The organism is Microbispora sp. H11081 (genome assembly GCF_012999535.1).
In the GTDB taxonomy this organism is placed as follows: Bacteria; Actinomycetota; Actinomycetes; order Streptosporangiales; family Streptosporangiaceae; genus Microbispora.
On sequence record NZ_JABBWV010000008.1, the window covers coordinates 24,008 to 38,042 of the forward strand.

Genomic DNA, 14,035 nt, shown 5'->3' on the forward strand with positions numbered 1-14,035 from the left:
AAAAGCTCAGGCGAAGTCGGGGGTGCCGGTGGGCAAGGTAAATCGGAACTCCGCGCCGCCGCCCGGCGCGCGCTGCACGCTGATGGTGCCACCGTGTGCCTCGACGAGGCCCTTGACGATGAACAGGCCGAGGCCGGTCCCCCCGCGGCGGCGACCGTTGCCCCGCCAGAACTGGCGGAAGACACGGCCGACCAGCTCGGGCGCCACGCCCTCACCCTGGTCCCGCACCGACACCGCCACTCCCCATTCGACCGGCTCTATCACTATGGTCACCGTACCGCGTCCGTGGCGCACGGCGTTTTCCACCAGGTTCGCGAGAACCTGGTCGATCTTGTCCTGGTCGAGCCACATCTCGGGCAGCTCGCCGAGAATCTCCAGCCGGAAGCGGTCCTCCGGCTCCCCCGCCGCCACGCGGCCCGCGATGATCCTGCGGGCCCTGGCCGGCACGTCCACGACCTGACGATGGATCTCCAGCCTGCCCGACTCGATGCGCGAGACGTCGAGCAGTTCGGTGATCAGCCGCGTCACCCGGTCGGCGTCCGCGTTGACGGTCTCCAGCATCACGCGCTTCTGGGCGTCGGTGAAGCGGTCCCATTTGGCGAGCAGCGTCGCGGTGAACCCCTTGACGCTGGTCAGCGGCGAACGCAGCTCGTGGGCCACGGTCGAGACGAGGTCGGCGCGGCTGCGCTCGATCCTGGCGCGCGCCGAGGCGTCGCGCAGCGTGATGACCACGCGTTCCACGCGCCCGCCGCGCCGGGGCGCGCGGACGAAACGCGCGGCCACCAGCATCTCCTGGCGTCCTGGCAGGTGCAGCGGCCGTTCCGGCTGGCGGCTGCGGCTGGACAGCCCGCCCTGCGGGTCGAGCCACTTCCACCAGTCACGGCCGTCCTGGTCGCGCAGCGGCAGCACGTCGCCGACGAGCCTGCCCACCGCCGCCTCGCGGGACACTCCGGTGAGCCGCTCGGCGGCGCGGTTGACCACGAGGATCACGCCGTCGGCGTCGGTGGCGACGAGGCCGTCGGGAAGGTCGTCGGCGTCGATGAGCGCCCGCCCTCCGGGGTCCCCGTCAAGGGCGCCCCCGGGGGTGTCGTCACCTCGCACGAGACCGCCTCCTCGAGCTCCGGAACTGCGCGCCGCCGCCGTCCGGCGCGACTCCTTCGCCGACAATAGCGGGTTTCCCGCGCCCGGCAGCAGCCTCAGCGCCCGGGGGTAGTGGGATCTTCCACGGAATGTAAGGTCTTCCGCTGAGCGCGCGCGGAAGCGTACAAGCAGACCGCGGCGGCGGTGGCGAGGTTGAGGCTCTCCGCCCGTCCGTAGATCGGGACGCGCACCACCTCGTCGGCCAGCTCGAGCAGCTCGGGCGGCAGTCCCCACGCCTCGTTGCCGAACAGCCATGCGGTGGGCACGCCGAGCTCGATCTCGTCGAGCGTCGTGGTGCCCGCGCCGTCGGCCGCGAACACGCGCAGCCCCGCCTCCCGCGCGTGCCGTACGGCGTCCGCCACGGGAGTTCCGGTCACGACGGGCAGGTGGAACAGGCTTCCCGCGCTGGCCCGCACGCACTTGCCGTTGTACGGGTCCACCGACGCGTCGGTGAACACCACGGAGCCCGCGCCCGCCGCGTCGGCCGTACGCAGGACCGTGCCGGCGTTGCCGGGGTCGCGCACGTGGGCGAGGATCGCCGCGAGCCGCGTCCCGTGCGGCACCGCCTCGGCGAGCGGCACGTGCACGAAGCGGCACACGGCCACCAGGCCCTGCGGGGTGACGGTCTGGGTCAGCTCCGCCATGACCTCGCCGCTCGCGCGGTGGACGGGAACGCCCTGCGCGACGGCGGCGGCCACGATGTCGGCGTGCCGCGTCTCGGCCTCGGCCGTCGTGAACAGCTCGACCGTGACGTCCTTGACCGCGAGAGCCTCGCGGACCGCCTGCGGCCCCTCCGCGAGGAACGCCCTGTCGCGGTCGCGGAACGCGCGCTTGGTCAGCCTTCTCGCCGCCTTGACGCGCGGCGACTTGATGTTGGTGAGCTCCGCCATGCCCGCTCGTTCCCCCCTATACGTGGACGAGGGCCCGCCGCGGACGGCGAGCCCTCGCTGGAGCAGGTGTCAGGCGACCGGCGCGTTCACGTCGGACGGGAGCGCCTTCTTGGCGGCCTCGACCAGCGCGGCGAAGGTCTGGGCGTCGTTCACCGCGAGGTCCGCGAGGATCTTGCGGTCCACCTCGATGCCGCCCAGGCGCAGGCCCTGGATGAACCGGTTGTAGGTGATGCCGTTGGCCCGGGCCGCGGCGTTGATCCGCTGGATCCACAGCCGGCGGAACGTGCCCTTCTTGTCCTTGCGGTCCCGGTACGCATAGGTCATCGAGTGGAGCATCTGCTCCTTGGCCTTGCGGTAGAGGCGCGACCGCTGCCCCCGGTAACCGCTCGCCCGCTCGAGTACGACCCGGCGCTTCTTCTTGGCGTTGAGCGCCCGCTTCACGCGTGCCATGTTGTTCTATCTCCCCGGGTCGTTACTTCGCGAGCAGCTTCTTGATCTTCTTGGTGTCGGCGTCGGACATGACGACGACACCCTCGAGACGGCGCGTGCGAGTGGACGGCTTGTGCTCGAACAGGTGCTGCCGGTTGGCGCGGCGGCGGACAACCTTGCCGGTTCCGGTGAGCCGGAACCGCTTCTTCGCACCGCTGTGCGTCTTCATCTTCGGCATGTCAGCCGTCTCTCCTCTTTCGTCCGTGCCGACGGCCCGGGCTGGTAGCCCGGGTCGGCGGCCTGCCTTACTCCGCGAGACCGTCCCGGTCTCGGTTTCCGTGTACGTATGCGGCGCCCCGCCTGGTGGTTCAGGCGGGCGTCACTGCGGCTGAGCGGCCTGCTCCTCGGCGGCCTCGGCGGGCTCGGCCGCCTCCTGCTCGGTGCCGCGGGCCTTGGCGGCGGCCTTCTCGGCCTTCGCCTCGGCCTTCTTCTTGTGCGGCCCGATCACCATGATCATGTTGCGACCGTCCTGCTTCGGCTGCGACTCGACGAACCCCAGGTCGGTGACATCCTCGGCGAGGCGCTGCAGGAGCCGGAAACCCAGCTCGGGCCGGGACTGCTCGCGGCCCCGGAACATGATCGTGACCTTGACCTTGTCTCCCGCCTTCAGGAAGCGCACGACGTGACCCTTCTTGGTCTCGTAGTCGTGCGGGTCGATCTTCGGCCGGAGCTTGATCTCTTTGATGATCGTGTGCGCCTGGTTACGGCGGGCCTCACGCGCCTTCATGGCCGACTCGTACTTGAACTTGCCGTAGTCCATGAGCTTGCAGACGGGCGGGCGGGCCGTGGCAGCGACCTCCACCAGGTCGAGATCGCTCTCCTGGGCCAGCTTCAACGCGTCGCCGATGGAGACGATGCCGACCTGTTCGCCGTTCGGGCCGACGAGGCGCACCTCGGGCACGCGAATACGGTCGTTGATGCGGGGCTCGGTGCTGATGGGACCTCCAAAAGACTTCCGCTTGTCTCGACCGCGCGGGGAAAAACGAAAACCCCGCACGTCACGCATGCGGGGTCACTGAGCTCTCCTGCCGAAAACTCCGTTGTGATCCTTGACCCGTCCGCCTTTCGGCGGTGCAGGTGGGAGGAAGACCTCCGCTTGCGCGTCCAGCTCATGCCGGACCGATCGAGTTCCTACGTTACCACAAACCCGAAGGACCCCCGAGGTATTCCACCCGGCGCCGGGCCGCTCAGGAGGCCGCCCGGCGCGCGATCTCGGCCTCGCCGGCGGCGCGCATCGCCTCCACGGGCACGTCCGTGCGCCCGGTCATCAACTCGACCTGCCGCACCGCCTGGTGCAGCAGCATCGGGAAGCCCCCGACCACGGCGCGCCCCCGCGCCCGTACGGCCGCGGCCAGGGCCGTCGGCCAGGGAGCGTAGACGACGTCGAACAGCGCGGCCTTCTCTGGCAGGCGGGCCGCGACCCGCTCGGCGAGCGCGTCGGCCGCCCCGGACGGCAGCGTGGACACGACCAGGTCGGCCGCGGGGTCGAAGTCGTCGAAGGAGCGCACCGTCACCGTCGTGCCGAGTCGCTCGGCGACGCGCAGGGTCTCCCCCGCGCGGGCCGGGTCGCGCACGACGAGGGTGACCTCCTCGAGCCCCGTCTCCCGCAGGGCGGCGATGGCCGAGGCGGCGGTGGCGCCGCCGCCGAGAACGACCGCGGAGGCCGGCGCGGGCACGCCCGCCTCCCCCAGCGCCCGGACGATGCCGTACACATCGGTGTTCTCGCCGTGCCGCGCGCCTGTCTCGCCGAACACCACGGTGTTGGCGCCGCCGACCGCCAGCGCGAGGTCGGAGACGCTGTCGAGCAGGGGGAGCACCGCGCGCTTGAGCGGCATCGTCAGCGACAGGCCGGCCCATTCGGCGCCCAGGCCGGCGATCAGCCCGGCGAGCCCGTCCTCTGCGCACTCGATCGCGTCGTAGCGCCAGTCGTCCAGGCCCATCGCCGCGTACGCCGCCCGGTGCAGGACCGGGGACAGCGAGTGGGCGATCGGCGAGCCGAGGACGGCGGCCCTGCGTCCGGGCCCGGTCACTTGTTGTTCCGGTTGAACTCGTCGCGCAGCTTCCAGAACTCCGACTCCTTGTCGGTGAACTTCGTGATGCCCCGCTTGGGGTCGACGGTCACGAAGTACATCCAGTTGCCGTCCGCGGGGCGGAGCGCGGCCTCGATCGCGTGGTCGCCGGGATTGCTGATGGGGCCGGGCGGGAGGCCGAAGTATCGGTAGGTGTTGTAGCGGGACTTGCTCTCCAGGTCGGCGTGGGAGGCCGCGATGCCGTACTTGTTCAGCCCGTACATGACCGTGCTGTCCATCTGCAGCTTCATCTGGGGGTTGGAGGCCAGCCGGTTGTAGATGACCCGGGCGACCTTCGGCATGTCCTCGGCGCTGCCGGACTCCGCCTGCACGATGCTGGCGATGACCATGATCTCCCGTGGGGTGAAGCCGATCTGCTTGGCCTGGCCCTCCAGGTCGATCCGGTCGGCGGTCTGGTTGAAGCGGTCGACCATCTTCGTGAGGATCTGCTCAGGGGTGAGCTTGCTCCCGATCTCGTACGTCGCGGGGAACGCGAAGCCCTCCAGGCGTCCCTTGGCGTACGACGGGAGCCCGATGTCGCCGCTCGCGGCCTTCTTGAACTCCCCGACCGGCCTGCCGGTGGCGGCGGACAGATCCTCGAAGATCTTACTCAGCCGCAGCCCCTCGCGGATGACCAGCCGGTTGAGTATCCGCTTGGCGGGGTCGAGCAGGCCCACGGCCGACGCGGCGGACATGCCCTTGCGCATCTCGTACTGGCCCGGCTGGAGCGAGGAGCTCTTGCCCGCGGCGCCGATGGCGTTGACGAAGGCCCGCGCGCTGGCCACGACGCCCTTGTCCTCCAGCATCTGGGCGACGTCGGTGGCGCTGGCGCCTTCCTCGATCTCGACGACGACCTCCCCGCGGCCCTCCCCCGCGTAGTCCTTGGGGATCATCACGCCGCGCGCCCAGGTGAACCCGAAGTAGCCGAGGCCGCCGAGGATTCCAATGATGATCGCGACGGCGAACAGCGTGGCGACCCTGCCCTTGCGCCGCTGCTTCTTGCGGCGCCTGCGGCTGCGCCGCTGCTGCGAGCGGCTGCCAGCGGACCGGCGCCGGGGAGAACCGTCGTCGTCCTCGGCGCCGAGAAGGAAGTCCATGTCCAGATCATTCATAGTTGCGCTGGCCAATCTCTCGGTACGAGAGGCCTCCCGTCAAGCGAGTGTGCCAAACCGAGGGGGGTTCGGGGCAGGGGGGGTCCTGCGGGGGCGTTCCCGATGTTCGGGAGCCCCGCCCGGGGGCGGCGGGGCCGTGCGGACGCACCGGACGCGCTCCGGACCCCGCGTGACGTGCCGCGCGGACGCCTGGGAGGCGATCAGTTCGTCCCGAGATACCTGTTCAGCTCCTCCCGATATTTACGGAACTCCGCCTCTTTGTCAGTGAATTTGGTGATTTTACGACGAGGATCAGTGGTGACGAACCAATACCACCTGCCCTCGGCGGGATGGAGGGCCGCGGCGAGCGCGCTCTCCCCCGGGTTGCCGATGGGCCCCGGCGGCAGGCCCGTCCGCGCGTAGGTGTTGTACGGCGAGTCGACCCGCGTGTCCTCCACGCTGACCTTGAGGGTGTGGCGGTCGAGCGCGTAGTTGACCGTGCTGTCCATCTCCAGCTTCGCGCCGCGCGCGAGACGGTTGTACACCACCGCGGCGATCTTGGGGTAGTCGGCGGGGACGCCGCCCTCGGCCTGGATGATGCTCGCCACCGTCACCGCCTGCTTGGGCGTGAGCCGCACGCGCGGCGCCAGTTCCTCCAGCCTCACCTCGCGCGCGGCGACGCGGAAGCGGGCCACCATCTTCCTGAGCATGTCGACGGCGGTCATCCCCGGCTCGACCTCGTACGTCGCGGGGAACAGGAAGCCCTCGGCCGCCCCCTCCGCGTACGCGGGCAGGCGCAGCCGCCCCGGCTCGGCGACGGCCTCGGTGAAGTCCTTCACGGGGATGCCCGTCCCGGCTGAGAGAGTGCGCAGCACCTCCCTCATGCGCAGCCCTTCAGGCACGGTGACCTTGCGCACGACCTTGCTGGCGGGCGTGAGCAGCAGGTCGAGCGCGCCGGCCGCGGCCATGCGGCGCCGCAGCACGTAGCGTCCCGGGTGCAGGCTGCTCTCCTTGGAGCGCGTGATCACCTGCTCGACGAACGACTGGGCGCTGGCCACCACGCCGGCGTCCGCCAGCGTCCTGCCGATCTCGCCGGCGCTGGCGCCCGGCGTGATCTCGATGGTGACCGTCCCCGACCCGGCGCCCGAGTAGTCGGGCGCCTCGGCCGGCTGCCCCACGATCTCGTGCACGCCGTACGCCACCACCGCCGTGACCAGGGCGAGCGCCCCGGCCACGACCGCCGTGGCCCGCCTCACCGTGCGGTCCCGCCGCTCGCTTCCTCACCGGGCCCGGCGCCGGGCCGCGGTGGTTCGAGAGGTCTTCCGGGGGGATTGCCGGTGGCGCGTTCGCCGTCGAGCGCGGCCTGCAGCAGCACGACGGCCGCCGCCTGGTCGATCACGCCGCGCTGGGCGCGTCCCTTCACGCCGCTGGAGCGGAGGTCCTGCTGGGCGCTGACCGTGGTGAGCCGCTCGTCCACGAGCCGGATCGGGATCGGAGCCACCTCGGCCGCCAGTCGCGCGGCGAAGGCCCGCGCCACCTGGGCGGCGTGGCTCTCCCTGCCCGACAACGACGTGGGCAGGCCGACCACGATCTCGACCGCCTCGTGCTCGGCGGCGATCTCCGCGATCCTCGCCAGGTCGCCCCTGCCGCGGCGTACGGTCTCCACGGGCGTGGCCAGCAGACCGGAAGGGTCGCTGCGGGCCACGCCGATGCGGACGGAGCCGACGTCGACCCCGATCCTGACGCCGTGCCTCATCGGCCGCTCACACCACCGCGGAGGAGATGGCCTCCTCGACCGCGCGAAGCGCGTCGCCGATCGCCTCCGGCCGAGTGCCGCCGCCCTGGGCCACGTCGTCCTTGCCGCCACCGCCACCCCCGAGTGCCTTGGCGGCGACGCCGACGAGCCGGCCCGCCTTCAGGCCACGCGCGCGTCCCGCCTCGTTGACCGCGGCTACGACGACCGGTCGGTCGGAGGGGACGCCGGTGACGACGACGACCGCGGCGCGGTCGCCAGGGAACCTGCCGCGCACATCGAGGGCGAGTTTACGCAGGTCATCGGCGGAGGTGCCATCAGGCGCGCGGTGCGTCACCACGGAGACGCCCTGGACGTCACCCGCCTGCGCGGCGAGCTCGCCGGCCACCGCGAGCACCTGGGCCGAGCGCAGCTTCTCCAACTCCTTCTCCGCCGCCCGCAGCCGGGTGACGATGCCCTCGATGCGCTCGGGCAGCTCCTCGCGACGGGTCTTCAGCTGCTCGCTGAGCTGGGCGACCAGCACGCTCTCCCTGGCCAGGAACCGGAACGCGTCGAGACCGACGAGCGCCTCCACGCGGCGGACCCCCGCGCCGATGGACGACTCGCCCAGCACCTTGACCAGGCCGAGCTGGCCGGAGCTCGCCACGTGGGTGCCGCCGCACAGCTCGCGGGAGTAGTCGCCGACCTCGACCACCCGCACCTCGTCGCCGTACTTCTCGCCGAACAGCGCGAGCGCGCCCATCGCGCGGGCCTGCGCCTGGCTGGTGTAGTAGGCGTTGACCTTGAGGTCGTCGATCAGGACGGCGTTCACCTCGTCCTCGACGTCGCGCAGCATCGACGGGGAGACGGCCCCGGCCGCGGTGAAGTCGAAGCGGAAGCGTCCAGGGGAGTTCTCCGAGCCCGCCTGGGCCGCCGACTCGCCGAGCGCGTTGCGGAACCCGCGGTGCACCAGGTGGGTCGCGGTGTGGCTGCGGGAGATCGCCCGGCGCCGCTCCAGGTCGATGTCGGCCTGCGCCTGGTCGCCGACGCGCACCTCGCCGGTGCGCACCTTGCCCCGGTGCACGACCAGGCCGGGCACCGGCGACTGGACGTCCACGATGTCGATCTCCGCGCCGCCGGTGCGGATCACGCCCTGGTCGGAGAGCTGGCCGCCGCCCTCGGCGTAGAACGGGGTGCGGTCGAGCACGACCTCGATCGTGGTCCCCGCGCCGGCCGCGGGCACGGACGCGCCGTCGACGAGCAGGCCGATGACCGACCCCTCGGCGGTGGTGTGGTCGTAGCCGAGGAAGTCCACCTTCCCGGCCTTCTCCAGGATGCCGGTGAACACCGAGATGTCGGCGTTGCCGGTCTTCTTCGCCGCGGCGTCGGCCTTGGCCCGGTCCCGCTGCTCCTTCATGAGCCGGCGGAAGCCCTCCTCGTCCACCTGGAGGCCCTGCTCGGCGGCCATCTCCAGAGTGAGGTCGATGGGGAAGCCGTAGGTGTCGTGGAGCTGGAACGCCTGGTCGCCGGCGAGCGTCGTGGCGCCCTTGCGCTTGGTCTCCTCCACCGCGACGTCGAAGATCGCCGTGCCGGTCCTGAGCGTGCCGATGAACGACGCCTCCTCGGCGTCGATGACCGTGTGGATGTTGGCGGCGTCGGCCCTGAGCTCCGGGTACTGCTGGCCCATCACGTCGATGGTCACGGCGGTGAGCGCGTGCAGGTGCCGCTCCTCGCCCGCGCCGAGCAGGCGGAGGTTGCGGATCGCCCGGCGCAGCATGCGGCGCAGCACGTAGCCGCGGCCCTCGTTGGACGGGAGCACGCCGTCGCCGACGAGCATGACGCCCGCCCGCATGTGGTCGGCCACCACCCGCAGCGAGACGTCGGCGCGCTTGTCGCGCCCGTAGCGCGACCGGGTCAGCTCGGCAGCCGTGTCGAGGATCTTGTACGTCGTGTCGATCTCGTAGATGTTGTCGACGCCCTGCAGGATGGCCGCCATGCGCTCCAGGCCCATGCCGGTGTCGATGTTCTTGGCCGGCAGCTCGCCCGCCACGTCGAAGTCGATCTTGCTGCGGACCTGGCTGAGCTGGAACTGCATGAAGACGAGGTTCCACACCTCGAGGTAGCGGTTCTCGTCGGCGATGGGCCCGCCCTCGCGGCCGTACTCGGGGCCGCGGTCGTAGTAGATCTCCGAGCACGGGCCGCCAGGCCCGGGGACGCCCATGTGCCAGTAGTTGTCCGCGAGGTCACGGCGCTGGATCCGGTCGAGCGGCAGCCCCACCTTGCGGTGCCAGATGCCCTGGGCCTCGTCGTCGTCCAGGTAGACCGTCGCCCACAGCCGGTCCTCGGGGAAGCCGAAGCCGCCGTCGGACTCGGGCCGCGTCAGCAGCTCCCAGGCGAACGGGATCGCCTGCTCCTTGAAGTAGTCGCCGAAGGAGAAGTTGCCGAGCATCTGGAAGAAGCTGGCGTGCCTGGTGGTCTTGCCCACCTCGTCGATGTCGAGGGTCCGCATGACCTTCTGCGCGCTGGTCGCCCGCCGGTACGGAGGCGTCTGCTGCGCCAGGAAGTAGGGCTTGAACGGGACCATCCCCGCGTTCACCAGAAGCAGTGTCGGGTCCTCGGCGACCAGGCTGGCCGAGGGCACTACTGTGTGCCCGCGCTCCTCGAAGAAGCGCAGGAAGCGGCGTGCGATCTCTGCCGACTCCATTTCAGCGGCCGTCCTTTACGTCGTAGATTCTGTTCTTGCCTGTGGTGGTTCCATCAACCGTGTCCAGCCCGAACTCGGCGCGCAACTCGGTTTCCCTGCTCGCCGACAGGCGGCGCACGTCGCCGGCGAAGTCCCTGACCTGGTCGGCGAGGGACGCGGCGCGGCCGGCGGTGCGCCGTGCGACGTGGTCGGGCCGCAACGACTGAAGCTTACGCATGGTCCAGACGGCCGCGAACGCGCCCAGGGACATGTAGAAGAGCCGCCGGATCATCCGCGTCCTCTCCCGATCGCCCTGCGCTCCGGGGCCCGCTCGGCGGCGTGCCGCTCGTTGATCCTGTCGGCGGTGCGAGGACCGGTGCGGCGGCCGCCGCGGGCGGTCCTGCGGGCCGGGACCCCACGGGCGCCGCGCCGGGCCAGCGCCAGGCGGATGCCGTCGCGGAATGCGGAGATCTTGAGCACGGGACCGGCGACCAGCGTGGACGCCACCCCGGTGATCCTCACCATGTTGCCGCTGACGTCCCGCATGTTGTCCGTGATCTCCTCGGCCGCCGCCAGTCGCCGGTTGGTCTCGGAGACCGTCTGGCTCATGTCGTCGAGGAGAGGGGCGATGCGCTCGCTCAGCTCGGCCAGCGACCTGCGGGTCTCGGTCAGCAGCCTGGCCAGCCTGACCAGCACGACGACCAGGAAGCAGACCAGGACCACCCAGAATATGGCGATCACGAGGCCCGCCAGCTCTCCCGCGGTAAGCATGTGCCGATCTCCCTAGATCAACGGAGCTGGAATGGCAAGACCTTATCGCGAACGACCTGCCCGCCGTTCCGCACCACACACACCGGACCGCTCCTCCCCTGCCGCCGGCGGTGGTCAGCCTCCGCGCAGGAAGCTCCGGATCTTCGCCCAGCGCTCGGCGAACCGCGCCTCCGCGCCGTGCGTGGTCGGCTCGTAGTAGCGGCGGTCCCGCAGCTCCTCCGGCGCGTAGTCCTGGCGGACGAGGCCGTGCTCGAAGTCGTGCGGGTACTGGTAGCCCTTGCCGTGGCCGAGCTTCTTCGCGCCCGCGTAGTGGGCGTCGCGCAGGTGGCCGGGGACCCGCCCGATCATGCCGCGGCGCACGTCGTCGCCGGCCGCGCCGATCGCCTTCACGACCGCGTTGGACTTGGGCGCCAGCGCGCAGTGGATGACGGCCTGGGCGAGGTTGATCCTGCCCTCGGGCAAGCCGATGAACTCCACGGCCTGCGCCGCCGCCACCGCGACCTGCAGGCACGTGGGGTCGGCCATGCCGACGTCCTCACTGGCGAAGATCACGATCCGGCGGGCGATGAACCGCGGGTCCTCCCCCGCCTCCACCATCCGGGCGAGGTAGTGCAGCGCGGCGTCGGCGTCCGAGCCCCGCATGCTCTTGATGAACGCGCTGACCACGTCGTAGTGCTGGTCGCCCTGCCGGTCGTAGCGCACGGCCGCCTTGTCGACGGCCTTCTCCAGCACCTCGACCGTGACCTCGGCTCCGGCCCCGGCGGTCAGCATCGCCGCCGCCTCCAGGTAGGTCAGCGAGCGCCGCGCGTCGCCGCCGGCGAGCCGTACGAGCTGGTCGAGCGCGTCGGGGTGCAGCGTGACGCTCCCGCCGAGGCCGCGCGGGTCGGCGACCGCGCGTTCCAGTACGGCGCGCACGTCGTCCTCGGCCAGCGGTTCGAGCGTGAGCAGCAGCGAGCGGGACAGCAGCGGGGAGATGACCGAGAAGAACGGGTTCTCCGTGGTCGCGCCGATGAACGTGACCCAGCGGTTCTCCACGGCGGGCAGCAGCGCGTCCTGCTGCGCCTTGTTGAACCGGTGGACCTCGTCCACGAACAGCACGGTCTGCCTGCCGGACATGCCGAGGTCGCGGCGGGCCTGGTCGATGGCCGCCCGCACGTCCTTGACCCCCGCGGAGACGGCGGAGATCTCGACGAACCTCCGTTTGGTGGCCCCCGCCACGACGTACGCCAGCGTGGTCTTGCCGGTGCCCGGCGGCCCCCACAGGAACAGCGACATCGGGGCGTCGCTCTCCACCAGACGGCGCAGCGGCGTGCCGGGTCCCAGCAGGTGCCGCTGGCCGATCACCTCGTCCAGCGAGCGCGGGCGCATGCGCACGGCCAGCGGTTCCTGGCCCCGATGCGCCTCCTCCGCGGCCGAGTCGAACAGGCTCTCCACGACGCCGACATTACCGTCAGCCGCCCCACACGGCCGTCGCGCCAGTGTGCCCGGTCCGTACGGCGTAGTAGCCGGCGACGGCGGCGAGGACCACAGCGGCGGCGGACACGACCAGCACGCCGGCCCGGGCGCCCGAGCCGTGCGGCGCTCGGCGGCTCCGGGTGAGCCACACCATGACCAGGGACACGACGGTCAGGAGCGCGGTCACCGGCACGAGGACGTCGGCGAGCCCGGAGTGGACCTCGATCGCGCTGGATGGCCGTCCCTGGAACATCCGTTGCTCCAGCGCCTCCCCGCTCTCCTTGGCCGTGAACGCCGCCCCGAGGGCCACCACCGCGGTCGCGACCAGGGCCCAGTCGAGCTTGTGCCGGAAGCGGGGCAGCGCGGCGTAGGCGACGGAAAGCGCCGCGAGCAGCGGTACGAAGATCACCGCGGCGTGGACGATCAGAGCATGGGCCGGGAGTCCGAAGACCTGGTCGAACATCGTGCATCGCTCCTGTGACGGCAACCGTGGGCGCGGTCGGCGGGCCGCCCCCGCTATACGGATTCGATCGGCAGGAGGTTCCCAGGGAGACCTGAGAGCAAGATGAGCGCAACCGGCACAAACCGTTGTGATACCCAAGGGACGCCTGCTTTACACGAAGCCGACGGGATCACGGATAGAGTGGCGGACCAGTCGTAACAAATGGGGAAAGGGAATATAGCGGTGACCGACACTGATCGGCAGAAGCAACCCGCTCCGCGCGTGAGCACGGCCGGGCGCGCGACCACTGCACGTGGCCGCCTGAGGAACACCCTCGGCGCCGGCCTCGGGCTCCTCGCGCTGGCGGGCGGCCTGGTGGCCTGCAGTGACGGCACGACCACCGACGCCAAGGCCACGGCGTCGGCATCGGCGAGCCCTTCGGAAACCCCCTCGGACGCTCCCACCGTCACCGAGACCACCCTGGAGCCGGACGCGCCGACGGCCAAGCCCACCGACCTGCGGCAGGTCAGCTGCGCCTACCGCAAGGACGAGTCGGGCAGCCCGACGAAGTTCGTGGGCACGCCGCCGAGCAAGCTGACCAGGAAGGTCATCCTGGCCAAGCAGATGATCATCTCGACCAACCAGGGTGAGATCGTCATCGACCTGGCCACCAAGGACGTGCCGTGCGCGGTGAACTCGCTCGCGTTCCTGGCGAGCAAGAACTTCTACGACAACACCGTCTGCCACCGCCTCGCGACGGTGGAGACCGTCGGCCTCGGCATGCTGCAGTGCGGCGACCCCCTGGCCAAGGGCGACGGCACGCGCGCGCAGGACGGCGCGGGCGGGCCCGGCTACGTGTTCGACGACGAGAACCTCGGCGGGCTGCCGCTCAGCCGCGGCACGGTCGGACTCGCCCAGGCCACGGAGGACGCCAACTCCAACGGCAGCCAGTTCTTCATCTCGTTCACCGACGAGAACACCCAGCTCACCGCCTCGGGCGCCGCCTTCACGATGATCGGTGTCGTGAGCAAGGGCATGAACGTCATCGACAAGATCGCCAGGGGCGGCATCATCCCGTTCGGCGGCGACCCCACCGCCGACGTGCGGGGCGAGGGCTCCAACGCCCCGAAGAAGAAGGTCGTCATCAAGGACGTGGCCATCGTCTGACGGCCCCCCGGCCTGCGACGGCCCCCGGCGACAGTGTCGCCGGGGGCCGTTTCCGTTCTCGTGCGGGGGCCGGCCCGGCCCCCGCTCCTACGCAGGGCTCGCGCCC

General features: G+C 71.1%; 15 protein-coding genes. 1 reads left to right on the top strand and 14 read right to left on the bottom strand.

Features of this window, described 5'->3' with window-relative positions; translation table 11 throughout:
* Positions 1–6: 6 nt before the first annotated feature.
* From HHX31_RS20730 to HHX31_RS20795, 14 genes are all read right to left on the bottom strand, one after another.
* On the bottom strand, positions 7–1,101 hold the full coding sequence (locus HHX31_RS20730) for an ATP-binding protein (protein WP_169949983.1): 1,095 nt from the start codon (positions 1,099–1,101) through the stop codon (positions 7–9).
* Between the two features lie 95 nt (positions 1,102–1,196).
* A complete protein-coding gene (locus HHX31_RS20735) occupies positions 1,197–2,030 on the bottom strand; it encodes an RNA methyltransferase (protein ID WP_169949984.1) in 834 nt (277 codons plus the stop codon).
* 69 nt (positions 2,031–2,099) lie between these two features.
* Positions 2,100–2,480 (bottom strand): 50S ribosomal protein L20, encoded by a 381-nt coding sequence (gene rplT, locus HHX31_RS20740; protein ID WP_169949985.1) that lies wholly within the window; start codon positions 2,478–2,480, stop codon positions 2,100–2,102.
* A 22-nt stretch (positions 2,481–2,502) separates the two neighbouring features.
* Positions 2,503–2,697, bottom strand: coding sequence for a 50S ribosomal protein L35 (rpmI, locus tag HHX31_RS20745; RefSeq protein ID WP_169949986.1), 195 nt, complete (start codon positions 2,695–2,697; stop codon positions 2,503–2,505).
* A 141-nt stretch (positions 2,698–2,838) separates the two neighbouring features.
* Positions 2,839–3,456 carry a translation initiation factor IF-3 gene (gene infC, locus HHX31_RS20750; protein ID WP_396711431.1) on the bottom strand — a complete coding sequence of 206 codons (618 nt, stop codon included), beginning with the start codon at positions 3,454–3,456 and terminating at the stop codon, positions 2,839–2,841.
* A gap of 250 nt (positions 3,457–3,706) precedes the next feature.
* Positions 3,707–4,549: a shikimate dehydrogenase gene (locus HHX31_RS20755; RefSeq protein ID WP_169949988.1), complete on the bottom strand. Its 843-nt coding sequence runs from the start codon at positions 4,547–4,549 to the stop codon at positions 3,707–3,709.
* Positions 4,546–5,685, bottom strand: coding sequence for an endolytic transglycosylase MltG (gene mltG, locus HHX31_RS20760; RefSeq protein WP_249346224.1), 1,140 nt, complete (start codon positions 5,683–5,685; stop codon positions 4,546–4,548). Before mltG (HHX31_RS20760) ends, HHX31_RS20755 begins: the two co-directional genes overlap by 4 nt.
* 215 nt (positions 5,686–5,900) lie before the next feature.
* Positions 5,901–6,935, bottom strand: a complete 1,035-nt coding sequence (gene mltG, locus HHX31_RS20765) for an endolytic transglycosylase MltG (protein WP_169949990.1) — start codon at positions 6,933–6,935, stop codon at positions 5,901–5,903.
* Positions 6,932–7,435, bottom strand: coding sequence for a Holliday junction resolvase RuvX (ruvX, locus tag HHX31_RS20770; RefSeq protein WP_169949991.1), 504 nt, complete (start codon positions 7,433–7,435; stop codon positions 6,932–6,934). Before ruvX ends, mltG (HHX31_RS20765) begins: the two co-directional genes overlap by 4 nt.
* A 7-nt stretch (positions 7,436–7,442) precedes the next feature.
* Positions 7,443–10,115 carry an alanine--tRNA ligase gene (alaS, locus tag HHX31_RS20775; RefSeq protein WP_169949992.1) on the bottom strand — a complete coding sequence of 891 codons (2,673 nt, stop codon included), beginning with the start codon at positions 10,113–10,115 and terminating at the stop codon, positions 7,443–7,445.
* Position 10,116: 1 nt separating this feature from the next.
* Positions 10,117–10,386, bottom strand: a complete 270-nt coding sequence (locus HHX31_RS20780) for a hypothetical protein (RefSeq protein ID WP_169949993.1) — start codon at positions 10,384–10,386, stop codon at positions 10,117–10,119.
* Positions 10,383–10,865, bottom strand: coding sequence for a DUF948 domain-containing protein (locus tag HHX31_RS20785; RefSeq protein WP_169949994.1), 483 nt, complete (start codon positions 10,863–10,865; stop codon positions 10,383–10,385). The genes HHX31_RS20780 and HHX31_RS20785 overlap by 4 nt, the downstream gene beginning before the upstream one ends.
* 114 nt (positions 10,866–10,979) lie before the next feature.
* On the bottom strand, positions 10,980–12,299 hold the full coding sequence (locus HHX31_RS20790) for a replication-associated recombination protein A (RefSeq protein ID WP_169949995.1): 1,320 nt from the start codon (positions 12,297–12,299) through the stop codon (positions 10,980–10,982).
* Between the two features lie 16 nt (positions 12,300–12,315).
* Positions 12,316–12,783 carry a DUF2231 domain-containing protein gene (locus tag HHX31_RS20795; RefSeq protein WP_169949996.1) on the bottom strand — a complete coding sequence of 156 codons (468 nt, stop codon included), beginning with the start codon at positions 12,781–12,783 and terminating at the stop codon, positions 12,316–12,318.
* Between the two features lie 222 nt (positions 12,784–13,005).
* Between HHX31_RS20795 and HHX31_RS35765 the strand changes: the two genes are divergently transcribed.
* Positions 13,006–13,929 carry a peptidylprolyl isomerase gene (locus HHX31_RS35765; protein WP_169949997.1) on the top strand — a complete coding sequence of 308 codons (924 nt, stop codon included), beginning with the start codon at positions 13,006–13,008 and terminating at the stop codon, positions 13,927–13,929.
* Positions 13,930–14,035: the final 106 nt, after the last annotated feature.